Consider the following 26005-nt stretch of genomic DNA (forward strand, 5'->3'; position numbering starts at 1 on the left):
TTTTCCATATTTCTTACAAAATACTGTTCTTTTACTCTTTCATTAACATCCACAGCACTTTTTATACTTCTTACCGCTTCCACAAGGGCACATATCATTTCTTCCTACTTGCACTGTAGATATTCGTGGCAACGTATTAATCTTAGTTTCATTATATATTTGCTTACCCATGACTTTCATATCCCTATACCGTTTCTTTAAGTTTTCCCGTATTTGTTTTTCTTCTTTTTTAAATGACTTTAATATATCATTCATATAATTATTAGTACATGTCATAGATTCAACATCATATTTTCCATTCTTTAAACTATATCTTAATGTAAAAATATTTTCACCAGTATTATCCACTTCATTAACTACTATAAAAGAAATAAAAACTTCATTACAAGGACACTTAGGATTCATACAATATTGATCCTCAATATAAATCAAATTGCTTATTTCATCTCTAAAATTTATTATTGCTACATTCTCAAATATTTCACTAAATGCTACGCAACTTCCATTCAATGTAAGATTAATTGCATTCTGGCTAATAGGTTTTACAATAGTTTCATCTTCAAGTCCCTTGCTTATTTTATCGTTTTTATTAAATCTGTCCTTTATTAACAAATCAAAATCAGTTATAAACTCAGCTATTATTTCATCAGCCTTAACAGATAAATCATAATATTTTTTATTTATTACTTTAAGCGTATCAATATTTAATGTTACACTAAAAAGTAATTTTCCTTCATTATTTCCTTCGCTAACCTTTAAGAATTTAAGCGCTACCTCTCTACAGTCACACTTGGGATTAATACAGTAGCTTTCTTTTATAATCATACTCGATGAATAAAACTTTGATTTAACTATAAAATCTTCTGAAATTTCGTTTTTCATTTTTATATGTGTTTTTCAATTCCAATACACATATTTCTTCAGGTGAAAAGTTTTCAGGATCAATGATGCCTTTTCAACAATAAAAAAAGGCACTCAATTAATAGTACCTTGTTTAATATGAATTAATATTTATATATTTATTTTCTACCCGTAGATTCTTCTAGTATATAAATTGTTTTTATTAGGGAGTCGGTGAATTCTTCATTAGAAGAGTTTTTGAAGATAAGCAAATCATCTTTTATATAAGGGTCATCCAAGGCAACAGGAATATCAAAATTAATATCTGCAATATATTCATTCCAATGTGCAAGTTTCCATACATCCCTATCAGAATTTCTCTCAATCATTCTTTGATGGGTTACATCTATTAAAGTTTCTACCCAAATAACTACTAAAGATGCATTCTTATCTTTTAATATTGCTTTTAGCCTCTTGATATAATTCAAATCTCGTATTTCCTTTGTAAATGGTGCATTAATTAGCACAATATCATCATAATTCAAAGCTTCCAGTGCAAGTGCTACTATTGTATCGTATTCAGAGTCACGTATATTTTCATTAAAAAAATCTGAGCTTCTATTGTATTTTTCACCTGCTGCAACAAAAATCTGTTTTGATAATGTAATTAATGTATCTTTATCAAGATAGACAACATGGCTTAATTCCTCAGCAAGTTTTTTTGAGATATAAGTTTTCCCACTTGCTGGCGGTGATGTTACTAAAATTAATTTTTTCACAACAATCCTCTCCTAGTAAAAATTTTTGATTTTGAAACTTCTCAAACTTATTGAATTTTTTATATCCACATTTATTATACCTCTTTTTTCTGTCTAATATGTTATAAGTTATATGCCTTTATATTCATCTATGTTGGTTGTATTAATAAGGATTAAATTATACATTAACCAACATTAACCAATATTCATTATTAATTGAAAATAAATCTTTACAAACACTAATTACTATGTTATTATAAATGCATAACCAAAGAAAGAAAATTTAAATCATTACAAGAAGCGTGGAAGTAATTCCACAACTTATTAACTTTCATTAGATTAACTGAAATAATTACTAATAGAAAGGGGATAGTCCAATGGTTCAAATTGAAATTCCGCAGTGTTTAGAGGATAGTACGATTTTATAAATAAGAGGTCTTTAATATATGTAAAAGACACAGATGAATACTTTAATTAAAAAATAATGGCTATGCTCTACTTAATTTAAAATTAAATATGATATATTTTGAAAGGGAAGTTCATAAAATTGAACTTCCCTTTTGTATTTTTAAATTAGTTTATAAATAAATTGTTTATCATTTAATGTTTAACAATATATTTCGTATTTTATCAGTATATCTTTTAGCTAATCCTTCGGTACAAAATTCGAAATTCTCAATATTTGATACTTTAGGAATACCCATGTTTACATATTGAATGTCAAGTTTTTCAATGATAAAATGTTCATCTTCATCATTTTTAGTCCTTCCCCCATCAGTTAAATGTATCTTATTGTCATCATTTAATAGCAAAATATAATAAAAATCACCTTTTGTATAATGCGAATAAGGAAAATGTGTTTTCTTACCATAAACTCCTGTGTCAATCTTTACAATATCATTAAAGCTATATTGATTGCCTTGTGGTGATAAAAAAGTATAGTCTATTATTTTATTATTTGTTATAACGGTAACATTAAAGAGTATTGTATAAATCAAAATTATATTTAATATTATCAAACTAGCAAGAAAGGATTTTCTATTCTTTTTTATAAATCTTTTATTAAAATTAATTATAAATTTTCTAAAACTCTTATTTAAAAAGCAGAAAAATCCAAATATAATATAAAACTCATAAATAAAAACTAAAACAGAAAAAGGATATTTAAAAGTCCAGATTATGTACTCTTTGGGTAAAAATAACTTTGTTTGAATAGTTGTGATCAACACCCAAACGCCTAATGTTAATATTAGTATACTAATTAGTGAAACCAAGCCAATAATAATTAATTTTAATACTTTTAATATCTTCAAATTGAACTCTCCTCTCATACATTCTTGTCTTCTTTATAATTGTGAATTTAAAACAAATAAGTTCTGTTGCTTTTGAAACCATGAATCGTCTGGCAGCAAATAATGAACTTTTAATAAATATCGACTATAATGCTGTGCTGGATTTAGGTGGAGATTTTGCGCTTCGACTTAATTATACATGCTTTTACGATAGGCTTGTAAAGTACTGCTGAAATCATAATGTGACTCATGAGGTATTGCCCCCTAGTAGTTTCAATAAAGATAGGCTCAGCTCCACAGTATATCTTAATTAATTTTTATTTATAAGATTTCTACTTCCTATCAATTTCCAAAACTGTCTGAAGAACTACATTTATGCCACTCAAACATTCTTTAAGCGATGTAAATTCGGGTTCGCAATGGCTATGTCCATCCTTACTTGGAACAAAAATCATAGTTGTAGGTATTATACTTGCAACATACTGTGCATCATGTCCAGCACCACTGTACATTTTTTCACTTGTATAGCCATGTGCATCGACACTCTTTTGAACTAAACCCACTAATTCTTCATCAAATTCAATTGTATCACGCGCCCACGCCTCTTGATACTTAACTTCACACTTATCAAATTCCTTAGGCATATTCTTTATTATTTCAACAACTTGTTTAATAACCTCTGGATCTTGATGTCTTGCATCTAATGAAAAATCAACCAAGTCAGGAATAACTGTATGTACACATGGGTGGCAAATAATCTCACCAGTAGTATATACAAGCTTACTGTCAAGTTTATCAAGTTCTTCATGTAAATATTTAAGAACAGAAGCTGCAGCCAGAAGAGCATCTCTTCTGTATGGCATTGGTGTAGTTCCAGCATGATCAGCCTGTCCATACGTCCTAATTCTATAGTTAACCATTCCTACAACGCCTTCAACAACGCCAATCTGCTTCTTATCAGCTTCAAGGACAGGACCCTGCTCTATGTGTAGTTCCAGCATTGCCATATAGTTTTTAGGACTCAGTCTATTTATCTCGTCCCCTATATACCCACTCTCCTGCAAAGCTTCACCAAATGTCTTTCCTTTCGGACTCTTAGACTCTAACATCTTATCTTTTTCAAACTTACCACAAACAACTCCAGAAGACATCATTGCAGGAGCATAAAGTGAACCTTCTTCATTGGTCCATATCATTGCTGTAATTGGATGCCTATGAGAAATCTTTTCTATAACTATTGTTTCAACTACTTCAAGTGCTGTTATAACTCCCAGAATACCATCGTAATTACCACCATTTCTAACTGAATCACAATGTGATGCGATTACAATTCCCTTAAAATTCGCTTCTGTTCCAGGAAGAGTTGCATACATATTCGCCATATCATCGGTAACAGTCTCAACCCCAACTGCCTTCATTCTCTTAACGAATTCTTCTCTAGCCTGAAGTGCTTCTTCTGACAAAGAAAACCTTGTGATACCTCCATGTCCAGCATCACCAAATGTAGAAAATGTTTCAATCTTATTTTGCACTCTGTCTTTATTACAATTTATCATATTACTAACCTCCATTTATAAGACAAATAATTCATTTAGATGTAATTGATAGAATCACCCCATAATTCTGTACATTATATCATACTTAGGATAAATATTTGAAATTATAACAATTTCCCCTCTATTAATCACAGTAATTACCAAGGATCAGTCTCCATTATGTTATTATAGGTTCATACTCAAAGAAAAAAATTTTAAATCATTCCTAGACGCGTGTAAGTAATTCCACAAATTTATTAACTTTCATTAGATTAACTGAAATAATTACTAATAGAAAGGGGATAGTCCAATGGTTCAAATTGAAATTCCGCAGTGTTTAGAGGATAGTACGATTTTATAAATAAGAGGTCTTTAATATATGTAAAAGACACAGATGAATACTTTAATTAAAAAATAATGGCTATGCTCTACTTAATTTAAAATTAAATATGATATATATTGAAAGGGAAGCTCATAAAGTGAACTTCCCTTTTGTGTTTTTAAAATAATTTTTAAATAAATTGTTTATCATTTAATTGCATAATATAATAAAAATCACCAAGGAAATGGAGTTATGGTTGGCATTATAGCTATTCCTATCTCCTACCATATAGTATTTTAATAATAGTAACTGTTTTACTTTTATAATTATCAATATAAAATACGTTACTACTCAGGCATTGCAAATCAACAAAATACTTATATTGGCAAAAAAGATATTGGCTATCCGATGTCGAATATACTACCAGAGAGATTAATAATATGATTTGATTGGTGGTGAATATTAGATGGATGATACAAAAATTAATAACTATAATAATGGTATAACTGAAATTATTACTTTACTGAAAGAAATGAATAGTGGATTAATAAATCAAATTAGCGATCTCAATGTTGAAGTGATTAACTTAAATCATTTAATAAGCTCACTTAGGGATGATAATAACTTACTTATTGCACGAAATATTGAGTTAGAAACCATGCATAATAAAAATAGTAATAACAGTAGCAAGCCACCGTCAACAAATAACAATAAAAAGCCGTCAAATAGCCGAACAAAGACCGGTAGGTCCTCAGGAGGGCAAGTTGGTCATAGTGGAAAGACTCTTTTGAAAATTGATAATCCTGATAATATTATAGATATAAGGAAAAAAACTTGCAATTGTGACTGTAATTTATCTGGTCTTGAAGGTAAAATTCAAACTAGACAAGTAGTAGATTTACCTAAGATTGTTATGAATGTTACCGAGTATAGAACCCACGAAGTGGTATGTCCAGATTGCAAAGAAGTTCATAAAACTGATTTCCCATTAACAGTAACTCAACCCGTACAATATGGTGAAAACCTGCAGGCTTTAATGGTATACCTTTCAAACTATCAACTTGTACCTCTTGCTAGAACAACTGAAATCATTAAAAACCTTACAGGTAAAAATATTAGCCAAGGAACTATTGTGAATGCAAATAATCGTCTTTATGATAGCCTTGATAAATTTGAAGAGACTATTAAAGAACAACTTAAGAAGGTTGAAGTCCTTCATACTGATGAATCAGGACTACGTTTAAAAGGTAAAATAAATTGGGTTCATGTTGCTTCCACAAGTAGCATTACGCATTATGCTATACATAAAAAAAGAGGAGCAATTGCTACCAATGAGATAGGTATACTTCCAAGTTTTGAAGGAACCATGATTCATGATCATTGGAAACCATATTATACATTCACAAACTGTACTCATGCTGAATGTAATGCTCATAATATGAGAATTTTAAAAGGTATACATGAAAACTTTGACCATGTATGGGCTACTAGCATGGGAAGCCTTTTAATTGATATAAAAAGAGACGTTGATTCTCTTAAATCTAAAGGAGTAACTTTTATGGCTGAAAGTTAATCAATTACATGTACCTTAAATGCAACAATATTATTAGAATAATAGCCCTCATATTTTTCTTTAAGGAATTCACTACTTGTGTCCCGTTCTATAGAAATAAGCGTAAATTTGGTTTTGTCATTATAATATGCCTCTGCTGCCTGTTGCGCAATATTAATTTCTTTAGCCGAATAATTTGACTTTTTAATGTTATCATCTTTTTTAACAACAGGTTGTGGGGATGTTTTTTTGATAAGAGGTTCAGGACTTAAAATAAAGTCATTTTTGTCTGAAATTGTATATGCATTCATTGAAGCAATGATTTTTCCATTATCCTGTAATTTAATATTTATTGCTTTCGTAACTGTACTTCCATTTTTAAAATTGACTTCCATCACAATTATATCATTTCGCAACTCGTCACTTAAATTTGAAATACCAATATTATTATCAGTAAGCTTACGAATAGTATCATTGGGATTCCAATAAATCACAAGATAGTTATAATCCGATGTATTTTCACCATAATTAATGGTGAAGTTTTTTGACATGCTATAACTTTTTCTTGTTTCAGTCCAGTCTGTAAAGTCCATATATTGATTTTTACAAAAATATTTAATGCTTTCAATATTCTTGCCTTTGACATACATTTGAAGGAGTTGCCCCCGCATTTCACCATCATCTGATATACTCCCAGTGGAAAGATCTACACCTTCACTTGCAATTTTGGAGTCGGTTTCATAAGCGTATATCATAATTTCTGTAGAATTACCCATAAATGGAATTAAACCTAGCACTATCATTAGGCAAACACCACAGGCAACTATCGGACGCATAAACCTTTTTTTAATATGAAAGTGTTTTGATTGTTTTGGGTTTTCGTCATTAACCATGATTTTACTTTGTTTCAGTATTTCATGAAACATTTTTTCCTTCACATCTTCCGTTGGTACAATAGCTTTGAACAAATTATTAATATTATTATTCATAAAAGTTACCTCCTAAATCAATTTTTAGGCGCTCACGTCCTTTAGCTAGGTGAGTTTGTATAGTGCTTTCGTTCCGATTTAACAGTCGTGATATATCTTTCACCCTGTAGTTTTCAAAATAGTAAAGATATAAAACCGTTTTGTATTTTTCAGGCAACGCAAGAAGCTTTTCCATCACTTCCCCTGGCTGTTTTTGATTATTTAGTATTTCCGGTAAAGAGTAAGCGGCCACTCTGTGAGATCTCCAAAAGCTTTTAAAAACATCTTTGCAATAATTTTTAGATGTGATTATTAGCCATGCCTTTTCATGCTCATGGTCATTAAAAGTAATATTGGATTTTATGAGTTTTAGAAATACAGATTGAACAGCATCCTCAGCATCAGTAGTATTTTTTAAATACATATAGCACAATCTATAAACCCTATTAACATTCCGCTTATATATTTCATCTAATATTTTATCCGAACGGAATAAAGAATGTTTTTCCATATTTTCACCTCCTACATACAACACAATTGAATTGGAACAAATATCTTAAAATGTTAGAAAAATTTTATAAATAACTAATTTTTTTCTATTACCGTTACTGCAACTACTAAAAAAGGGAGTTCACTTTCTGAATTCCCTTTAGTAATTTAAATATTTAAAAATCAGTGGATCTTCTGATTTTCACGCTACCAGATTTTATAAACAATATATATAAGTCCAATTAAAAATACAATTGGCATATTAGGAATTATCGCACCAGATATAGCTTTGATCACTCCTCTTAATAAACAAGCAAAACCTGTTACCACTTCACACTTTAGGAAAATGAATTTTACTGTTAACAAATGGCTTTATACTGCTAAAGAAACAGAAAGATATGCATAATAGATGGTTATTATTTACCACTAGAATTAATGTTAGATCTAGATATTAAAAAGGGTGCTTAAATGATTTGTTTTATGTCTGGAGATACATCGGAACCAGATCTCATACAATGGTAATATATCTACATGAATTCATCCCGAACAAGATCTTTACCAATAGAAAACATATATTCATGATTCACTATTTCACTTTTAAACTTTATTTTATCATCCTTCAACTTTAACATACTTTCACATCAATAATTTTTCACTAAGAAAATCTTTAAATTCTTGTATCTCGCAACCAGGCTTAAAAACAAAAGCACCCATATTATATCTTTTATGATATTCCTCATCAAATAATTTCTTTGACTGCTCTCCTTTTATCGGTGCTAATATATAAGTTTCCCTGACTACTCTGAAGTCATCACCTTTTCTTAATATTCCATCCCTATACTTGTGCATTTTAGCAAGTGCAATACCTAAATTAGCATCTACCCTATACTTAGGATCTAACACCAGAAGCTCTCCGTTAAACTCCAGTATAATATCCGGTATCATTCTTTGAGTATAAGTATAGTAAGGTTTTGAGTTACGTTGAAAACACTTTTGATAATATAATATACCTCCATTTTTAAGCACAATCTTGCTTTCGTTATGCTCACAGAGCTCCAATAATATGCCATCTACATTTTTTAAATAAATGCCAGAAGTATCTTCTAATACTTCTAATTCCCTACAAACCTTAATTACCTGCATAAATGCCCATATTTCATATATTTGAAAAGTATCCTTTAGCGGGAAATTCGTTTTTAACCCCGCCTTCCACTTTTTATGATTATATAACTCATGAAACCAGTTGTACCATAATCTATAAATTGGATGCTTTCTAAATACCTGGGATATGGCAACCTTTCCTTTATAGGGACGTACCTTCGCCAAATAAGAATTTGAAAGCCAATAGTTAACTAAATCTAAGTATTGCCTTGCTTTTAATTTAATCTCTTCATACTCCACTCTGTAATACTGTCGGAGCATCATTTGGAGTTCCATAAGTTGAAATTTTATAACCATATTTTCATATATGTTGTAAGTTTCTTCTGAGCTAATAACCTTAATGTAATTTGGCAGCTTATTTTCAGTTCCACCAAATCTAGGTCCATTTTTCTCTATCCAATTTTCAGTTTTTGTACCAATTCTTTTAACTCTTTCTAAATCAGTTATTAATTCATTCTTTATAAGCACCTTAAGTGGAGCCTCTTCTATTTTAATAAATATCCTCTTAAGCTTCACCATACTTCTTTGTATATAATTCCATTGCGCAAAGGAAATTTTTCTTTGCGCTCCATGGGTATCAATAGACATTCCAAGTCCTGAATACTTTAAACAAATATTTGCTTCCTCTAATATGTCATAAATCATATTTTCATACTGCTCTAATGTAATCTTTCTACTGTCTGGATATACAAACGATTTTACTATTTGAGTACTGCCATCTATATTTATGTTAAAGTCAATTATTCCTGAGGCAAAAGGAGTCTGTATAGTACCAGAAAATCCATTGAAATTATGGTCATTGCCACAGCTTTTTAGCATCAATAGTGGCACTGCTTGCATAGTAATATATATTAATTTTTCATTATTTATTCTCCAAGAATACACTTTGGCTTCCTCTAAATAAGCTTCCTCAATTTTAACCCAAGTCTTTTCCACTTCATCAAATATTTGCACCTCCTGGCCATTTGAAGTTCCAAGTGTGCTAATTCTATCTCCAGAACTGAGCTGTTCCATAGCGTTCAAGTTCTCCTTTCATTATTAATAGATGTTTTTCAACCTCTGAACCTTCACTAAAGTGTTTATTCGTCCACTGTAGTAATTTACCAATTAGATTTTCTATACTTTCATCTCCCCTAATCTTCGGAAAAACTTTTTCACAAATTACTCTATCCAACATACTTTTCCTCTCCATTTGAAGGCCACTTTGCAATTTTGCATTTGCGCTTATTTTACTTATCATTTCATCCATGGAACGATACCCAAAATGTAAATTATAAGGCTTTAATATATTATGTAGTTCTGATAATATGTTATATTCACTCTCAAATTTATCCCTTACAGATTGCTCCTTGGATTCCCAATAATTTGCTAAATTAACATCTGATAATGTCATAACAAATGCCCTATCCAAAACTTTATCTGAAATAGTATAAGTTGTTTCATCTACATTTACAGTACCAATAATATATATATTAGGGGGTATTACAACTTCCACTGGAATATTTTTAATATTATTTTCACTATGTAACCTTACTGGTTTTCTTGATTCCACTGCACTTAAATAATCACTTAAATAATACTCTACTCTTGCAAGATTCATCTCATCCAGCACTATAAAATGAGGCTTATCTCTTTCCTCTAGTGCATTAAGTATACAATTTAAAAATTCAGTCATTACATATCTCTTTTGCAACGCACTATAATAACCGAATAGCGCTGTAGAATCTGTCCAGTCTGGCCTTACAGGTATTACTTTTAAATACGGATTCTGATCTTCGTATGCTAGTCCATATACAGCATTTGCATAAATACTGCAAATCTGAGTTTTACCAGTACCGGATATACCATTTAATATGACAAAATGCTTATCACCTAATGAAGTAAGGTTTAGATGAAAATCCCTAATAGTATCCACAGTAAAAATAAATTTGCTTTCTTCAAAAACCTTTATAATTTCAGTCAACTCAAAATTACTTTTATATTCAATTTGATCACTTTCCCCACCTTCATTACCTTCCTCACCTTCATCCCCTGCTATTTCAATAATGGCTTCTTTGGGCAGAGCTATTACTTTACTAGTATCCGCAAATATTAATGCTGCTTTTAAAAGACGTTCCTTAACCTGACGAATATTTTCAGTAAAATTCATGGTGGAATTATCAAAGGTTGCAATATAGTATTTATTGTCTCTAACTTCAAAACCATGGGTTCTAAGCGACTCCATTGCTTCTGTTAAAAGAATAGCATTGTTCTGTGCTTGCTTTGAGAAGCTTTTCTTTATAAACCATTCCACTTTATCTTTCTCAAACAGCATTCTTGGACCTGTATATATTTGTTCAAAACCATTTACATACACACTTAACATCTCATATGTTGATTCTGCACTATTCCTTTTATAATAATTTATAACTCCGCTAGTGACCATCTGTCCATTTTCATTTAGCATGTACTTTTGAAAATACCCCGCTCGTGAATTACGTTTTTGAGTTTCACCAAACTTAACTTCATATTCATGTTTATAAAGACTTATTTTTAAATCTTCACTAAAGCCCTTTATTAGATTTAATACACCTGAAGACTTGCTCCGCTTAACAGAATTATTCAAACTGAATTCTCTTAATTTTTCAAGTTCACACCATACTCTCCATAGAGAATTAACTAATTCGCTCTCATCGTCTATAGTTTCAAAAGATGTCTCAAGTCCAATAAAAATCGGAGACCTCTTTCTAGATTTTGATGTTTTCTTAATAGTTTCCACAAGTTTCTCTTTAGGAATTTCCTCAAATGGAGCTTCTATTAAAAATATTTTAATATCTTCACTCAGGTTATTTACTATTCCCTCAAGATCATTTGACCTTAATACTTGCCACAAATAATCAAACTCTATTTCCATACCTATTCGAACTACTCTACTTTCTCCATAGCAAGTAAGTCCTAATATGAAAAGTTCTACATCGTTATCATATTTTTTCATTAGAGCAGAAAAATCCCCTGTCCCTATAAATGTATCTCCATCAGCATAATTAGTATGTATAGAATCATTATCAGTGTTTCTTAGAGTATCTGCATAAGTTTTCAGCTCATAATTCACTAATGAACTATCTTGTTTACTATAGCTATTCACAAAATCATGCATAATGCCATCCAAAACAGGTTGAATCTCAGACAAAACTCTTTTGTATCTCTCTGGAGTATTTTCCATATTTAATATTTCTTCAAACCGTTTAATGTTTATCATAAACCTCTCACCCCATATTGTAATTATTACTTTTAATTTTACAATATTAAGCATAAGTTGTCCATTGTATTCCAACTTCTGGTTACTGGTTTCATACAAAGCTTCAATAGGCCTGGAACCATAAAAGAGGCAGGAATACCTGCCTCTAAATAGAACATCTTGATTTACCTGCCCGTTTTATCATTATAATATTTTTGATTTGGACTTGTAGGTTTATTAGGTAATGTATCTTGTACCACATCAATTATACTGTATATTTTATTATATAACCTTTATATCGCCTTACTATAAATTTATATCAATCCACCTTAACAACCGGATGCCTCAAGATAGTTTTCATCTTTTCAGGTGCAGTTTTTCTTGGATCAGACAAATAAATTTCATGATGCCTACGTATTCTTCCATCAGGGTAAGCAGTTGAAATTGCATCTATTAAGTTATTTTCACTTATATAATTTTCAATCAGTTTAGCTGATTTTGGTTCATCGTCAAATGGTCCAATGTGCATTATTTGAACGCATAATCCCTCACTAAAGTTCTCTAGATATGCCTTTGAAATATCAATTTTAGGTTTTTTCCTTTTAAGTTCTTCACATGCCCATTCGAAAACCTCTTTAGTCACAAATTCTGGTTGCCGTATCATTGAAGTCCAAAGATATTTGTCCTTTAGTGTGAAATCCATGTTATCATCTTCTACCCACCATAATCCTTCTAGCGGTGGTACAACATAATCAAAATAACCTTCTGGATCATAGCCATTCCTCTTACTCATCTTTATTGTATAAGCCAATCCATATAGTAGCTCCACTGCCTTATGATATTCTCCATCTTCGTTATTAGGGTTACCACTTCCATTTACCATGATAAAGGTCATAGTGGGTACATCAACCACCATTGGCTTTTGCTTTGGCAAATACAAATCCTTATATTTTTTCTTATAGTCTATCTTCTCTGTAATCATGATTTACGCCTCCTGTTTAATTGGAATAATAATTTCCGTAATATAGTTGCTGGGATTACCTTTAAATATCATTCCAGGTCCTTTTATATATATTTCTCTAGATGGTATTAAGAAGTTAATGTTGTTTTCCTGCGCATAGTCAAAAATAGCTTTATATGCCATGTTTATGCTTTCATAACTTCCTGTATGTCTTGTTGAAACAACTCTAATTTGTGGTAATTCTTTTGTAGTAATGTTGGGGTCATTAACTTGTTTTGATATAGGAACACAGACTTCTATATCTGCTTCTTCTTTATATTCACCATCATAATAACAACTAAAAGGTTGATCCTTTGCAGCACTTTTTATTACTTTGTATATTCTACTGATATACATACCAATATCACTGTACTTACCTTTATACCTAATAGATGCCACCTTAACAGCTGGAATATCCCTTACCTCAATCTTGTAGTTCACAATATCATCCTCCAATAAATTTGGTTTAATATAGAGGTTGATTTTTTTTAGCAATGCTTTCTCTTCCGTAATTTTCTTCTTAATCATATCTTTCTTTTCTTCTAAGATATAGTATATATCAGCTTTATCCTGATATATACTTATAACATCTTTAATTTCAGAAATCGAAAAATTCAGCTCCCGTAACATCACAATTAGTTCTGCCTTCTTAAACTCATTATCGTCATAAAACCTGTATGAATTTTCTTCACACCGATAAGAAGGTTTAAGAATATTTTCTTCATCGTAATACCGTAAAGCTTTCACGCTTAGATTTGTTATTTTTGAAAATTCTCCTATTTTATACACTGTATCACCTCTATATTGATATCATAAACTATCCCCTGCACAGGAAAGTCAAGTACTATCTTGTGATAATTAAAATAACAAGAGAGAATAGGGTACTAGAAATATTTAATGTTGCCTATGTTTATTTTACCATATCATTCTATATTATTAAAAGTTATATTGCCTTTACCTATGCAGAAATAAGGCTTGGATGGTTCATTAATTTCCCCATACATTTTCACAAAGATGTGCAGATTAATCTTCTTTGCTTGTTTCCTTAAAAAGGAGATATTATTTCTAATTTCTAATTATTTTTCTGATTAGGAATTTAGAAAAGGGGATGTCTCAAAATGATTAATTTAATCATTTTGAGACATCCCCTTTAAAACTCATTGTAATTTACAATTATTGGTTCTAGACACGACCCCAGAGATAAACTGGAAACACTTTCTTCTTGCTACCATCCAAATATCCCGAACAGATATATTTATATCTATTCCAATTTCCTTCTTACAATGATATTTGCTCAAACATCACTTTACTATATGCCCTAATATCGGATGGGTTTAGCATATTGTATTTCTGTTTAACATTTGTAAAATAACTGCTAATCAATTGCCTATCTATTTCTCTATCTGTATTTGACGATATGGGTAAATCGCCCCTAGTGATTAGCCAAGGCGTTTCTAAATGAGTAAATGCCTCTAAGGTTTTACCGCTATAACCGCCTAGATTTTTTATTACATTATCAATGATAGTTTTTTCTGAACCAGATAAAATTATATCTGTTATTAAATCATTACATTTTATAGGGTCGTAACAATATCCCCTGTACTTATTATACACAGTTCTGTAAACAGGACCATGTACCCATGCTTCGCAGTTTTCTTCAAAAATAAAGCGATTCATAAAAGCATAGTAGAATCCCTGAACGTAGTATAATAATTTTTGCAGTGCCAAGGGTGTTATATCTTCACACTTACACAAAAGATAGTTTATAGTAACATCAATTTTTCCTATTTCAGAAATCTGTTCAATTCCCAAAATACTTTGTGCAGCAATCTTACTTTTTTCGTAAGCAGATTGAGACTTCATTTTTTCCTTATTTTCTTCCAAAATTGATAAATAATAATTAGGGTCTTCATAAACTTTTTTCAAAATTACGGAATATTGCTTTGTTGGCATATCTCCATCATAATAACGAGTAAATGTTTGCTCGCCCCATCCCATTAGTAATGAAAAAGGTCTCTTACCAATGTTGTATTTTCGCGGAATTTCTAATATTTTTTCTAAAGAAATAATATTATGCTTTTTCCTAAATTCATTGTAAAGCTGTATCAAATTGTAGTCGTTAACCTCACTAACATATATTTCATTAGAGCATTCATCACAAGTTGCTGTTTTTCCAAAATAGGGATAAATCTCGCCTTTTAGTTCTGCACTCATATATTCTATTTTTTCGGTATAATCCACATCTTTTCTGCAATGTTCGCAAAATACATTTAAATTATTCATAATATAATTCTCCTTTCAAAGGTGCAATCATTTATCTAAAAATATAATCGATTGGCTTGTTCCTTTTATGAAATGAAATTGTAACTACCCGCTTATTCTTTACATATTCAATAATATTAAATTTTATATAAATATCCACAAGCTCTTCTTCACCAAATACATCAAAGAGAGTCCTTTGAGGACAAAAAACATATAGTATTTCGTACTCATAACCAATATTAGTATTTTTTAATGAATGACAAAAATCTGTTGTCTGAATGCTTAATAATATTGCCTTTTGTTTAGAATGATTTATATTATAATCCTGAATAAAGTGAATATTTTCATTTCTGTTATTATTTTGCTCCACTGTGAACTTATTATTGTTGACACATTCCTTAATCTTTAGCAAAATAACATTGCATTCTTCTTTAGTATAATCTTGATTATAGTGTTCGCTCATTGCATCAACTCCAATCTTTACGATCTCATTGTACTATATTATATGCTATTCGTCAATAATTATGCACTAATTGGTACATTTTTTAAATTTATTATTTTATTTTTATACTAATGAGCACCACCGAGTAGTTTCGAAAAAGTAATATGAGTATTGTAAATGCTTTATTTTTGGATTTATTTATAATGATAATTATATGATATCAATTCCGATATGTGGCTATTCTTCTAATAAACCTTTAGAAACTTATCAAAGTCTGATTGAAACAGTCTATCCTGTACAATTCGATTGATACCGTCTACTAGATCTAAATCCAACCGCAATTACTGCCTCTAAATTATAAAATTTCAAATTATATTCTTTTCTATCAGCACCAGTTCGTCGGTATTTGTATAAAATGTACCTCAATTATATCCGTCAATATTGGTAAAATACTTTAATTGAAAAATAAGGGAGTTCACAAAATGAACTCCCTTATTTGAATATAAAGTATTATCTTTTTTCAGAATAATACCTCTGTTTTGGGCTTGTGGGCTTATCTGGCATTGTTAATTTCATTAATTCCACTTTAATCAGAGGATTTAAAATGTTCTTTCTGAAATTTTCTCTATCACTAAGTCTCATAAATTCTTGCATTTCACTTCTGGTTCTTGGTATTACACAAAACTCCAATAAGCCAGGCAAATGGGATAATACGATTTTCTGTGTAGGCTCCCTGCTTTCTCATATACATCTCAGAAACAAGATTCGTATTATCAGTTATGTCCATATCTTATCTTCATTCCGATCAAAAATTTTTCCATTACACCTATGAACCTGAAAACTCTCTGGCATCAAACAAAGCATACAATTTTATTTATAGATACATGGCAAAATTATATAACTCTAATCTTAATTCCCCCTAATTCGACGAAATTAAAAATGAATAAGGAGCAAGTAATTATTAGCTTTCAGTAGAAATATGGGTTTCTACTACTGATGCCATTGGTATAAAATTAAGGACTATATTTACACCCACACACCCTCAATCTCCCCAAATCCAACTATCCTTCCATCAACCCTAACTTCCCTATGCAAAAGCATTTCAATAACTCTACCATCCACAACATAGCAGTCCGTTTTTCTCAGAAGTTTCACTCCCTTTTCCTTTGATATTTTCTTCAAAAGTTTATAAAGGTCAATCTCCTCCCTATTTTTAAGTTTAAGCTCATGGATATTCCCTGCATTTTTTAGTAAATACAGTGTGGTGTAAGTAATAAGTTGCGTTCCATACTCCACAGGTTTAATATTATTAATTTCAATTAACCCCTCTAATTCAAACCTTAAATATTCTTCTTCTGAGTTACCTCTTCCAACTGGAATCTCGCTACACATAAAGCGTTTATATCTTTTCATTTCTTTTATCTTGCCATAAAAATTTATGCCACTGCCCTCACTAAATGATTTTTTAGATTCGTAAAAAGCTAAATACTCAACACCTAGTCTAACATTAGACAATCTCCTAGCAGGTATATGGTAAAACTTATTTTTAACATAAGCTTTCAAATGATCTTCATCTTTCACATTAACCACCATAACATTTTTAAGCTTGAACTTTGCATAGTCATCAAATTCATCAACTGCAACTCTTTCCTGCTTTGCTTCAATTGTTGATAGACATAATATTTTCTCTAAGTGATTTCTAATTAAACTTGTACTACCTGGAAGCATGGGAAAAGCTCCTATATTCACACTTTCAATGCTTTTATAATATTTATTATGCGAAAATTCACTCTCATCACTATAAGGAAACATAACATAAGCACCAAAGGTTTTATACTTAAATTGCATAGTGTCACCCAGTTCTTCAACAATTGCATCTCTATATCTATGCATTACATTAATGTCGTCCTCCATAGGCCCTATATCACCATTACCTTCTACACATAATCTATACTTAGCATCAAATATATAAATTCTCCTTCCCTCATTATTAGAATAAGTCATACTAATATTTATCTTCATTAATGATTATAAAACCCTTACTGCTTTTCGCTAATACATGAGGATGCTTCCTTAAATAATTCAATGAATTTCTAGATGGTTTCTTAGCTTTCTCAAATTTATTAACCACATCGCTATTCAGCATAATATGTTTAGGATTTTTCTCGATACGAATTAAAGCCCTCTCCAAGTTGTTAAATATAATTTTTAAGATATTAACAAACTCCGCTGCTGTTTGATGTTTAACATCAGAAAGAGCCGAACTATGATAGGTTTTACCTAAGAATTCAAAAGCTAAAGAAGCTATCTCCTCATTTACATCATTCATAATTTCAAAATAATCTTTTCTATAATCCATTTTTGTTGGAAAAACTTCAATAGTAAGCTCCAAAACTATTCTACCTTGTTTTTTAATTTTAAAAGTCGAATACCCAATCTCTCCACCGAAGGAGAAAGCCCCTATAAGATTATTCCCAATAGAAGTTATTTTTTTTCTTATATCACTACTAATATGATATATCTCGATACTACTTTCAGTATTTTTCTCCAGCCAAATTTGATAAATTCCATCCTCAAAAAAACAAAGAAACATACTATACCCACTATTTACTGCAAGCTCTCCATTTGTACATAACGTTTTTGTTTCTACTTTTAAATACTCTTCACTTATGACCTTTATAAAAGCTGGAATATTTAAATTAGCCTTAATTGCCTCAGCTTTTTTATTGCTTATGCTACCCATGAAATTCAGTGTAAAATCATCTGTTTTAATAGAAATTATATTTACATTATCCCCAGAAAGAAGCGAAACCATCTTCATACCCTCTTAACATCTTTATAATTTTATCTGCACTTTCAATATATAAAGCATTCTCTTTAAATTTTTCAGCAGCATCTAAATATTCTGTACCATCAGCTATTTCTCCATTTGGACTACAAAAATTAAAAAGCTTAATAAGTATTTCTTTTACTATGTATTTGCTACCAGTAATTATAGGCAGCACCTTCTGCATAATCTGATAATCGAAGGCGTTATCCTCTGAAAGTAACCCAGCTATTTTATTTTCAAGCGTATAAAAAACTATCTCATCACGAACTCTATACCCAAAATGCTTATTCCCTATATTTAAAATAACATTTATAGCTATAATTTTATTATTGATTTCAGTTACATAATCCTTATCATATCTTACGGCATCCTTAATAGTTAAAAATGAAGCCTTCAAAAAATTATTCTTTAAAAATTTAGCTTGAATATCCTCATCTGAAAACTCAAGACTTTGTAGATTTACATCAGAAAACTCAATAGTATAGAAGCCTCATAAATAATTTTAGTAAGTTTACCTGGTATAAATTCTTCATTTATATTTTTATAACCAAAAAGTTCCGTGCTATCATTCCAATCTGGTTTAACAGAGATCATGTTAAATCTTCCATTCTCCTTAGTTGCTCCAATTGCTTCTGCAAATAATCTTACAAGTTTAGATTTTCCTGATCCACTTATACCTGCTAGGATAACAAAGGGTTTTGTTTTTAGGGAGAGGTAGAAGTTACATAACCTTTCATTAGTATAAATAAAGCTCTTTGAATTTATGTAATTCTTTAAATCCTTTATATTTTCAATCATGGTATTCTCCTTATTTTTCAGCTTTTTAACATACTTTTCTTTTGTAATTCCCTCTGAACCTCCACCTTTAAAAACTTTTATGAAATACGTCTTATAAACATTAATCATTTTAAATAAATCTTTTTTCAAATCTTCATCAGAAGGTAGATCAATTGAATTATATCCTTTATAAAAAACACTTCCATGTTCGTAATCTTTATTACCAACATTAAGACTATTGTCCATATTGAACCCTGAATCATCTATATTTACCCTAGCTTATAAAACATTATCTGACCTGTGTAAATATAAATTCAATGTTCTTTTCGCTAGATTAAACTCTATTTAAATCTTTAATAATTAAAACCAAGGCTAGAGTTTGTTTTTACATTGCTTCAAATAAGATTTTTTCCATTAACTATACATAATTAACACAAAAGTAAACTTTTACTTATATGTACCATATAGACGTATACTAAATTGCTAATTACAAATACTAACCTTGAAGGAATAATAAAAAAGGGTTGGTGTTACTATGGAATATAAGCAATGTAAATACTGCAGAAAAACTAAGAATCTAATAGAGTTTAATTTAAATAAATCCTCTAAAGATGGTCATCAAAAATACTGCAAGGAATGCAATAAATATCTTAATAGAAGATATAAAGAAAGAAAGGCTTCCAAAGAAGGTAGAGTTATGCTTCCTTATAAATCTAAGCAATATTCAACTATAAGTGATGAAGAATTACTGCAAATAATAAAGGATTTCTTTAATGAATTTAAACGAGCACCTACAACATCTGATTTTGATAATAGTAATAAATATCCCCATTTCAAAACATATTATAGGCACTTTATTTATTATAAAACCGATACTAAGGTATCTTGTTGGAATGACATCTTAAACTTAGCAGGTGTATCTCCTTTAGATTTTAAAGACTTTTGGTCTGCATGGCAGTATCTAGTTGAAATATCAGCTTCAATTTTAGAGGGAGACTGTTTATTTCAATACTGTGGATTTGGCTTAGATTTCAAACCATATATATATATTCCACTTAAACATAAAGTAATTGATGCGGCAACTTCTAACTATGCTTGTAAACACAAAAGGAAACAATATAAAAAAGCTACTGACAAAGGTGCATCAGTAGAATATTGGTGTTTAAATAAAAATAATAGGCCTGGTTTAAATCTTCCAAATTTGAAATATGTTTTTGCAGATGAAATAATTATGAGGTTATCAGCACTAGGTTATCATGAATTATGTTATGATATATACTAGAGACTTTATAGGTAATCCAGACTACCCCTCTTCAACAACTATAACTATACTCTTTGGGACATTTAACAATGCATTAAAAGCAGCTGACTTAGATATAAATACTTTAGCTAACTTATCTTTCAATGAAAAAATAGCTAAGGATGATTTATTAAATCTTATTAATAAACTTGGACGGTTACCATTATGGAGAGAGTTAGCTCCCCCTAATACGACTTATACTCAAAAGGTTTATTTTAAGTATTGGGGTGGAATTGAAGATTGCATTAATTCCCTTGGACTTGATTATTTTAAATTAAAGAATTTGTCTATTGCCACCAAAGTAGAATTAAGGCTTGATTCAATAATAGAATTTAAAACCTTTCACAACCGGTTACCGTACATTAATGAGTTTGGCACTAAAAACAACCTGCCTAGCTATCATTGGGTTAATGACAATTTTGGAAATTATGAAAACTTAAAAAATTTTTTAGATAATCCTATAGGCTATAAACACTAATATTTAATCTTATCCACAATACCATGATAAAATAGCATACTTGTCCACAAATTAAATGTGTACTATTTTATCATCACTATTCCGTTTCGTTTTTTACTAACCCATAAATAATATCAATACCATTTGATATTATTTTTCTTTGTCCTTCATTTAATCCCTTATTATTGCGAAGTATTTTCTTTTCTTCTACTAAACCTTTTATCAAGGTTGCTAGTTTTTCTAATTCAATAAATTGAGAACCATCATTGCACTTATAATCTGTCCCGTCTAATTCCTTAATTACATGTATATCATTGCAGAGTAAATAATCTAATGAAACATTAAAGTATTCTACAAAATTTCTAATAGCATTCATCTCCGGTATTCTTTTGTTATTTTCGTATTGGCTAATAGTTGTTTTTGTAAATGCATAGCCATATTGACCATTAAATTCATCTGCTAATCGTTTTTGAGTCAAATTTTTAGACAACCTTACGCTCTTAAATCTCTCTCCAAAAGTTTTCAAAATAAACTCCTCCATAACTGTAACTTTACTTATAATTATGGCCAAACATCCGCTTCTCTACTCTATGGTTACTATTATATTTAATCTTATTAATAAAAATTAATATATACTTCTTTGAAAACGATAGATAATTCTCAGTATCATTGTATCCCCGTTTTTATCAGATTAGTCAAAACACTTTGGGGTTTCTATGCAAATTCTTCAATTGCCCATCTAATAAATTTATCCCTTTGGATGTCAAACCAATGATTGCACACTATATAATTTTTATCTTTGTATACAAAAATATCTTTTTTATAATATCGTAGATGAATACAATTTGCATTATCATAGTGTAAACGCCTTATTTGATCAGAAGTGAACTCCGGCTTAATCTCTCGTAATAGTTCAAATTGTAACTCGAAAGTATTCTTACAATATTTTTTTGTAATCAAATACCCAATAACACCATCCAATATTTCACTATTTCCCTTTATCATATTTAATGCTGTTAATATAAATTCTTTATTTTCAAACGATTTCAATTTCATAAATGAATCTTCTAAAACATTATTAATAATATTCGAATTACTAACTCCTAAATTAGTTGTTTTAGTTAATTTAGCTATATGTTTAGTATTCACCTTGACGTTGTTGTATCCAATTTTTTTATATCCATCTCTACTATACCCTAAAGTATTGTATCCTTCTAAATCATATCCTAATTTATTATAACCTGTCCTATCAAATCCATCTTTATTATAACCAACTATGTCATGACCTGACTTATCGTAGCCTCTTACGTTATATCCATGTTTGTTAAATCCTCGTTTGTTATAACCGTCTTTGTCCAAACCTTCCAAATTATATCCCACTCGATTAAACCCTTTCTCATTGAAACCATTCTTATCATATCCATCTTTATTATAAACAAATAAACTATATATAATTTTTCTAAACCATATACCTAATACAATAAAAACCTCCCATCCATAATTAATTATTTAAAAACAACTAAACAATACTCTTATTAGCCACCCTCATAAGTCCAGCTGGCATATCTTCCTTAAGTCTCCAAACAAAACTTATAGGGCTGTTACCACTATGACGAACATACTCTCCCTCTCCAAGATAAGTATATGCTGAAACTAATCCATCCCTCTTCTTGTTTTCACGTACAAACAAAATTATCTTATTACCAGTTTTTAAGTGGTTAATATATCTTTGTCCCATATCACTTTCCACTGTTGTTCTGCTCTGACTTTGCCAATGAAATAGTCTTTCATTAATAGCATAATCCTCATATAGTGTAGAAGGTGAATAATCTTTCTCTGATTTATTTAATGTTATGAAAAAAACATCAAGCTTCTTTTCTTTAAAATGCTTTACGCCTTCTCTAAATGCAGGCTTTACACTTTCATCAAAGTATCCTAACGCTGCCATGATTTGGTCCGTAGAATATGTGCAATATAAATCTATAGGACAAATAAACTCTAAATTTACAGGCTTATCAACAAAATCAATATGATTGTAATTATACTGTAATATCTCAAATGCTTCTTCAATCATTACCTTATTATTTTCATAAAAAGTAGCCAAAACTTTCTCAAAAGAATTAAATCCAATCTTTTCTGGTGCTTCTAAATAAAAGCTATAGTATATCATTCCAAGCATTAATTTCTCTTCTTTATTAAACTCATAGCCTTGCATTATCCTACCACAGGTTAATATATTTGTTGTAAACTCAATAAGTTTTCTTGAATTTATATGAAATAAGTTTTTCAGTCGCTTCGTCATTATCTCTTCATCTTTATTTTCAAAGTCCCTCATTATTCCTGCCTCTACCTTCATCCTACTAAAGCTTCTATCTCCACTTTTGCCATATACATCATTCAAGGTATAATTATAATGCTCTAAAAAATTACTTAGGGTAAGCTTTCGAGTTGTGTCACTTTCAAAGTATTTTAACTTGCTTATCAAGTTTGCTTTGGTGACCCTTGCGTCCTTTATGTTTCTTAGTATATATTCTTTAGCCTGCTTTTCTAGGTGTATATAACAACCCTTTGGCAGGTTTAAAAAGCCATTAATTATACTGTGTTCTACTGAGTGCTTTGCCCTTCCCATTAGAGCTTTGAATTTCTGTTCAAAATCATAACTCCTATGAGCTTGGCCTACAAAATCTAAAACCGTTAAACATTCTTTATCTTCACTAAGTCTAAGTCCTCTTCCTAGCTGCTGAAGAAATACCGTTAAACTCTCTGTGGGTCTTAAAAATAGCACAGTATTTATTTCAGGAATATCTATACCTTCATTATATAAATCAACAGTGAATAGAAACTTAACTTCTCCGCTTACCAATTTTCTTTTAGCACTGCTTCTATCTTCACTACTGCTTTCACCTAATACAGCCATGGAAGGTATCCCACTTTCATTGAATCTATCAGCCATATATTTAGCATGCAAAACGCTTACACAAAACCCAAGCCCTATAACTTCCTCAATATCAGTAACATATTTGTTAAGACTAGTTATTACACCATTTACCCTAATATCGTTATTGGTATACACATTTTCTAATTCTTTATTTTCATAGCCTCCCCTTGTCCATTTTAATTTAGAAAGATCAATAGAATCAGAAACTGCAAAATACTGAAATGGACTCAAAAGCTTTCTATCTATAGCTTCTGGAAGTCTCATTTCTGCTGCTATCCTATCATCAAAGTGCTCCAATACATTTTTACCATCCATTCTTTCAGGGGTAGCTGTTAATCCCAGTAATATTTTAGGCTCATAATAATCCAGTAGCTTTCGATAAGATGGTGCTTCTGCATGATGAAATTCATCTATTATAATGAAATCATAAAAATTTGCTGTGGTTTTTTCATAAAGTTTAGTGGAGTTAAAACTTTGTATGCTCATGAACAAGTGATCCAATGAATCTGGCACATTTCCACCTACAAATAAATCTCCAAAATTATTATCCTTTACGATAGCCCTAAAGGTATCTCTGCTTTGTTTTAATATTTCCTCTCTATGAGCAATAAACAAAAGCCTATTTTTATCTTTCTTATGCTCTTTCGTAAAATCCTTATAATCAAACCCCGCAATTACAGTCTTTCCTACTCCCGTAGCTGCAACAATGAGATTTTTGTATCTGTTAAATAAAGTTCTCTCCGCCTTTAGTTTCTCCAGAATTTCCTTTTGATAATAATAAGGTTTTATATCAAACATAAAATTTACATCACTATCAGTTTTCCCTTCCTTATTCAATGAACTTTTAAGTCTTCTTTTATCCTCTTCATTCTGGCCATTAAAGGAGGTAAACTCATCATCATTCCAATAGCTTTCAAATGTAGCCTGAAATTTTTTTACAATGTCAAAGGAATCCTTTTCTGATACTTTGATATTCCATTCAAGGCCTGAGGTTAACGCAGCATTTGATAGATTTGAGGATCCTATGTATGCCGTAGTAAACCCTGTCTCTCTTTGGAAAAGATAAGCCTTTGCATGAAGCCTTGTTCTATCAGTATCATATGAAACCATAATCTCTGTATTCTTAAGCTTACTCAGTTCCTCTATAGCTTTGTAATCTGTTGCTCCCATATAGGATGTTGTAATAACCCTAAGCTTATGATCATCATTTTCAGTAAATTCCTTAAGCTCATCAATGATGCATCTAAGCCCACTCCATTTAATGAATGATACAAGCATGTCCACAGAATCACTGCAGAGTATTTCTTTTTTTATCTCGCCCATCATGTTAGGTTCCTGAACAGTGCCAGTGAAAAGTGAGCTCTGAGAAAGTGGAGTTACAGGTCTAATTGCTTTCGCTTCTTTGACAGATCTTATATTGTTTATCTTTGAATACAACGCTGTAAGGATTTCACCTTCTTCATCAATTTTAAGATTTTCAATATTCTTATCCTCTGCGAGCTTACTTAACCCTTGAATGAGCTCATTGCAAGCTTTAATCTGTGATAACATCGCTTCCTTATCGCTTTGTTTATTGTTTTCTCTGATAAACCTTAGGCATTTCTTTACCACAGAGGACACATAGCTGGATAATTGAGTTCTAGCCTCCTCTACATCAATAGGTTCCTTTTGCAAAATATATTTATCTGAATCTAGTTTCTCTAATTGATTTTTAAGATCTTCATATATAATCTGTTCGTAAACTCCTTCTTTTAACATGGGGCATATACCTCCAATTTAATTGCTATTATATGGAGTATTCGAGATCTAAGAGGGGATTCCCTTCTTACCTGCTACCCTCAAGTGTAAATATTGGTAATTATCCC

Annotated in this window: 24 protein-coding genes; 4 read left to right on the top strand and 20 right to left on the bottom strand. The window is 30.5% G+C overall.

Going from position 1 to position 26005, the window contains the following annotated elements; genetic code table 11:
- Positions 1-42: 42 nt before the first annotated feature.
- From ACREWB_RS21335 to ACREWB_RS21345, 3 genes are all read right to left on the bottom strand, one after another.
- A complete protein-coding gene (locus tag ACREWB_RS21335) occupies positions 43-882 on the bottom strand; it encodes an SEC-C metal-binding domain-containing protein (RefSeq protein ID WP_431549495.1) in 840 nt (279 codons plus the stop codon).
- A 137-nt stretch (positions 883-1019) separates the two neighbouring features.
- A complete protein-coding gene (locus ACREWB_RS21340; RefSeq protein WP_431549496.1) occupies positions 1020-1619 on the bottom strand; it encodes a P-loop nucleotide/nucleoside kinase family protein in 600 nt (199 codons plus the stop codon).
- A gap of 575 nt (positions 1620-2194) precedes the next feature.
- Entirely contained in the window at positions 2195-2911 is a 717-nt protein-coding gene (locus ACREWB_RS21345) for a hypothetical protein (protein ID WP_431549497.1), read from the bottom strand.
- A 41-nt stretch (positions 2912-2952) separates the two neighbouring features.
- Here ACREWB_RS21345 and ACREWB_RS21350 point away from each other — a divergent pair, with 41 nt between their 5' ends.
- A complete protein-coding gene (locus ACREWB_RS21350) occupies positions 2953-3123 on the top strand; it encodes a hypothetical protein (RefSeq protein ID WP_431549498.1) in 171 nt (56 codons plus the stop codon).
- A 99-nt stretch (positions 3124-3222) separates the two neighbouring features.
- On the opposite strand, the gene ACREWB_RS21355 is transcribed toward ACREWB_RS21350, so the two are convergent.
- Positions 3223-4446, bottom strand: coding sequence for a Zn-dependent hydrolase (locus ACREWB_RS21355; RefSeq protein WP_431549499.1), 1224 nt, complete (start codon positions 4444-4446; stop codon positions 3223-3225).
- 767 nt (positions 4447-5213) lie between these two features.
- Between ACREWB_RS21355 and tnpC the strand changes: the two genes are divergently transcribed.
- Complete coding sequence (gene tnpC, locus ACREWB_RS21360) at positions 5214-6320, top strand: IS66 family transposase (RefSeq protein WP_431549500.1); 1107 nt, start codon at positions 5214-5216, stop codon at positions 6318-6320.
- Here tnpC and ACREWB_RS21365 read toward each other — a convergent pair.
- From ACREWB_RS21365 to ACREWB_RS21425, 13 genes are all read right to left on the bottom strand, one after another.
- The gene (locus tag ACREWB_RS21365; protein WP_431549501.1) at positions 6317-7288 is read right to left on the bottom strand and encodes a hypothetical protein; all 972 of its coding nucleotides are present in this window, start codon (positions 7286-7288) and stop codon (positions 6317-6319) included. The two genes, tnpC and ACREWB_RS21365, sit on opposite strands and share 4 nt — an antisense overlap.
- Positions 7281-7778 carry an RNA polymerase sigma factor gene (locus ACREWB_RS21370; RefSeq protein ID WP_431549502.1) on the bottom strand — a complete coding sequence of 166 codons (498 nt, stop codon included), beginning with the start codon at positions 7776-7778 and terminating at the stop codon, positions 7281-7283. Before ACREWB_RS21370 ends, ACREWB_RS21365 begins: the two co-directional genes overlap by 8 nt.
- 614 nt (positions 7779-8392) lie before the next feature.
- Entirely contained in the window at positions 8393-9931 is a 1539-nt protein-coding gene (locus ACREWB_RS21375) for a DUF2357 domain-containing protein (RefSeq protein ID WP_431549503.1), read from the bottom strand.
- Complete coding sequence (locus tag ACREWB_RS21380) at positions 9906-12155, bottom strand: McrB family protein (protein ID WP_431549504.1); 2250 nt, start codon at positions 12153-12155, stop codon at positions 9906-9908. The genes ACREWB_RS21375 and ACREWB_RS21380 overlap by 26 nt, the downstream gene beginning before the upstream one ends.
- 298 nt (positions 12156-12453) lie before the next feature.
- Positions 12454-13116, bottom strand: coding sequence for a GyrI-like domain-containing protein (locus ACREWB_RS21385; protein ID WP_431549505.1), 663 nt, complete (start codon positions 13114-13116; stop codon positions 12454-12456).
- A 3-nt stretch (positions 13117-13119) separates the two neighbouring features.
- Positions 13120-13923, bottom strand: coding sequence for a MerR family transcriptional regulator (locus ACREWB_RS21390; protein WP_431549506.1), 804 nt, complete (start codon positions 13921-13923; stop codon positions 13120-13122).
- Positions 13924-14412: 489 nt separating this feature from the next.
- A complete protein-coding gene (locus ACREWB_RS21395; protein ID WP_431549507.1) occupies positions 14413-15417 on the bottom strand; it encodes a type II toxin-antitoxin system antitoxin SocA domain-containing protein in 1005 nt (334 codons plus the stop codon).
- 31 nt (positions 15418-15448) lie between these two features.
- Positions 15449-15859: a hypothetical protein gene (locus ACREWB_RS21400; RefSeq protein ID WP_431549508.1), complete on the bottom strand. Its 411-nt coding sequence runs from the start codon at positions 15857-15859 to the stop codon at positions 15449-15451.
- Positions 15860-16348: 489 nt separating this feature from the next.
- A complete protein-coding gene (locus tag ACREWB_RS21405; RefSeq protein WP_431549509.1) occupies positions 16349-16540 on the bottom strand; it encodes a Fic family protein in 192 nt (63 codons plus the stop codon).
- A 324-nt stretch (positions 16541-16864) separates the two neighbouring features.
- Positions 16865-17860 (bottom strand): DUF8743 domain-containing protein, encoded by a 996-nt coding sequence (locus tag ACREWB_RS21410; RefSeq protein ID WP_431549510.1) that lies wholly within the window; start codon positions 17858-17860, stop codon positions 16865-16867.
- Positions 17844-18659 (bottom strand): DUF2357 domain-containing protein, encoded by an 816-nt coding sequence (locus ACREWB_RS21415; protein ID WP_431549511.1) that lies wholly within the window; start codon positions 18657-18659, stop codon positions 17844-17846. Before ACREWB_RS21415 ends, ACREWB_RS21410 begins: the two co-directional genes overlap by 17 nt.
- The gene (locus ACREWB_RS21420) at positions 18628-19065 is read right to left on the bottom strand and encodes a DUF8727 domain-containing protein (RefSeq protein ID WP_431549512.1); all 438 of its coding nucleotides are present in this window, start codon (positions 19063-19065) and stop codon (positions 18628-18630) included. Before ACREWB_RS21420 ends, ACREWB_RS21415 begins: the two co-directional genes overlap by 32 nt.
- A 62-nt stretch (positions 19066-19127) precedes the next feature.
- Positions 19128-19691: an MrcB family domain-containing protein gene (locus tag ACREWB_RS21425; RefSeq protein ID WP_431549513.1), complete on the bottom strand. Its 564-nt coding sequence runs from the start codon at positions 19689-19691 to the stop codon at positions 19128-19130.
- Between the two features lie 289 nt (positions 19692-19980).
- On the opposite strand from ACREWB_RS21425, the gene ACREWB_RS21430 reads away from it, so the two are divergent.
- Positions 19981-20727, top strand: coding sequence for a homing endonuclease associated repeat-containing protein (locus ACREWB_RS21430; protein ID WP_431549514.1), 747 nt, complete (start codon positions 19981-19983; stop codon positions 20725-20727).
- Positions 20714-21223 (top strand): hypothetical protein, encoded by a 510-nt coding sequence (locus tag ACREWB_RS21435; RefSeq protein WP_431549515.1) that lies wholly within the window; start codon positions 20714-20716, stop codon positions 21221-21223. The genes ACREWB_RS21430 and ACREWB_RS21435 overlap by 14 nt, the downstream gene beginning before the upstream one ends.
- 76 nt (positions 21224-21299) lie before the next feature.
- Here ACREWB_RS21435 and ACREWB_RS21440 read toward each other — a convergent pair whose 3' ends face one another.
- From ACREWB_RS21440 to ACREWB_RS21450, 3 genes are all read right to left on the bottom strand, one after another.
- On the bottom strand, positions 21300-21728 hold the full coding sequence (locus ACREWB_RS21440; protein WP_431549516.1) for a helix-turn-helix domain-containing protein: 429 nt from the start codon (positions 21726-21728) through the stop codon (positions 21300-21302).
- A gap of 188 nt (positions 21729-21916) precedes the next feature.
- Complete coding sequence (locus ACREWB_RS21445; RefSeq protein WP_431549517.1) at positions 21917-22570, bottom strand: hypothetical protein; 654 nt, start codon at positions 22568-22570, stop codon at positions 21917-21919.
- 151 nt (positions 22571-22721) lie between these two features.
- On the bottom strand, positions 22722-25898 hold the full coding sequence (locus ACREWB_RS21450; protein ID WP_431549518.1) for a DEAD/DEAH box helicase: 3177 nt from the start codon (positions 25896-25898) through the stop codon (positions 22722-22724).
- Positions 25899-26005: the final 107 nt, after the last annotated feature.

Source organism: Clostridium sp., from assembly GCF_050717635.1.
Taxonomy (GTDB): domain Bacteria; phylum Bacillota; class Clostridia; order Clostridiales; family Clostridiaceae; genus Clostridium_AD.

Excerpts from the sequence above, each read along its gene's own strand:
- ACREWB_RS21370 (WP_431549502.1), bottom strand. The coding sequence starts at position 7,778 with ATGGAAAAACATTCTTTATTCCGTTCGGATAAAATATTAGATGAAATA.
- ACREWB_RS21380 (WP_431549504.1), bottom strand. The coding sequence starts at position 12,155 with ATGATAAACATTAAACGGTTTGAAGAAATATTAAATATGGAAAATACT.
- ACREWB_RS21450 (WP_431549518.1), bottom strand. The coding sequence starts at position 25,898 with ATGTTAAAAGAAGGAGTTTACGAACAGATTATATATGAAGATCTTAAA.
- ACREWB_RS21435 (WP_431549515.1), top strand. The coding sequence starts at position 20,714 with ATGATATATACTAGAGACTTTATAGGTAATCCAGACTACCCCTCTTCA.
- ACREWB_RS21415 (WP_431549511.1), bottom strand. The coding sequence starts at position 18,659 with ATGAAGATGGTTTCGCTTCTTTCTGGGGATAATGTAAATATAATTTCT.
- ACREWB_RS21430 (WP_431549514.1), top strand. The coding sequence starts at position 19,981 with ATGGAATATAAGCAATGTAAATACTGCAGAAAAACTAAGAATCTAATA.
- ACREWB_RS21355 (WP_431549499.1), bottom strand. The coding sequence starts at position 4,446 with ATGATAAATTGTAATAAAGACAGAGTGCAAAATAAGATTGAAACATTT.
- ACREWB_RS21425 (WP_431549513.1), bottom strand. The coding sequence starts at position 19,691 with ATGGACAATAGTCTTAATGTTGGTAATAAAGATTACGAACATGGAAGT.
- tnpC (WP_431549500.1), top strand. The coding sequence starts at position 5,214 with ATGGATGATACAAAAATTAATAACTATAATAATGGTATAACTGAAATT.
- ACREWB_RS21375 (WP_431549503.1), bottom strand. The coding sequence starts at position 9,931 with ATGGAACAGCTCAGTTCTGGAGATAGAATTAGCACACTTGGAACTTCA.
- ACREWB_RS21365 (WP_431549501.1), bottom strand. The coding sequence starts at position 7,288 with ATGAATAATAATATTAATAATTTGTTCAAAGCTATTGTACCAACGGAA.
- ACREWB_RS21400 (WP_431549508.1), bottom strand. The coding sequence starts at position 15,859 with ATGAGCGAACACTATAATCAAGATTATACTAAAGAAGAATGCAATGTT.
- ACREWB_RS21385 (WP_431549505.1), bottom strand. The coding sequence starts at position 13,116 with ATGATTACAGAGAAGATAGACTATAAGAAAAAATATAAGGATTTGTAT.
- ACREWB_RS21395 (WP_431549507.1), bottom strand. The coding sequence starts at position 15,417 with ATGAATAATTTAAATGTATTTTGCGAACATTGCAGAAAAGATGTGGAT.
- ACREWB_RS21335 (WP_431549495.1), bottom strand. The coding sequence starts at position 882 with ATGAAAAACGAAATTTCAGAAGATTTTATAGTTAAATCAAAGTTTTAT.
- ACREWB_RS21410 (WP_431549510.1), bottom strand. The coding sequence starts at position 17,860 with ATGAAGATAAATATTAGTATGACTTATTCTAATAATGAGGGAAGGAGA.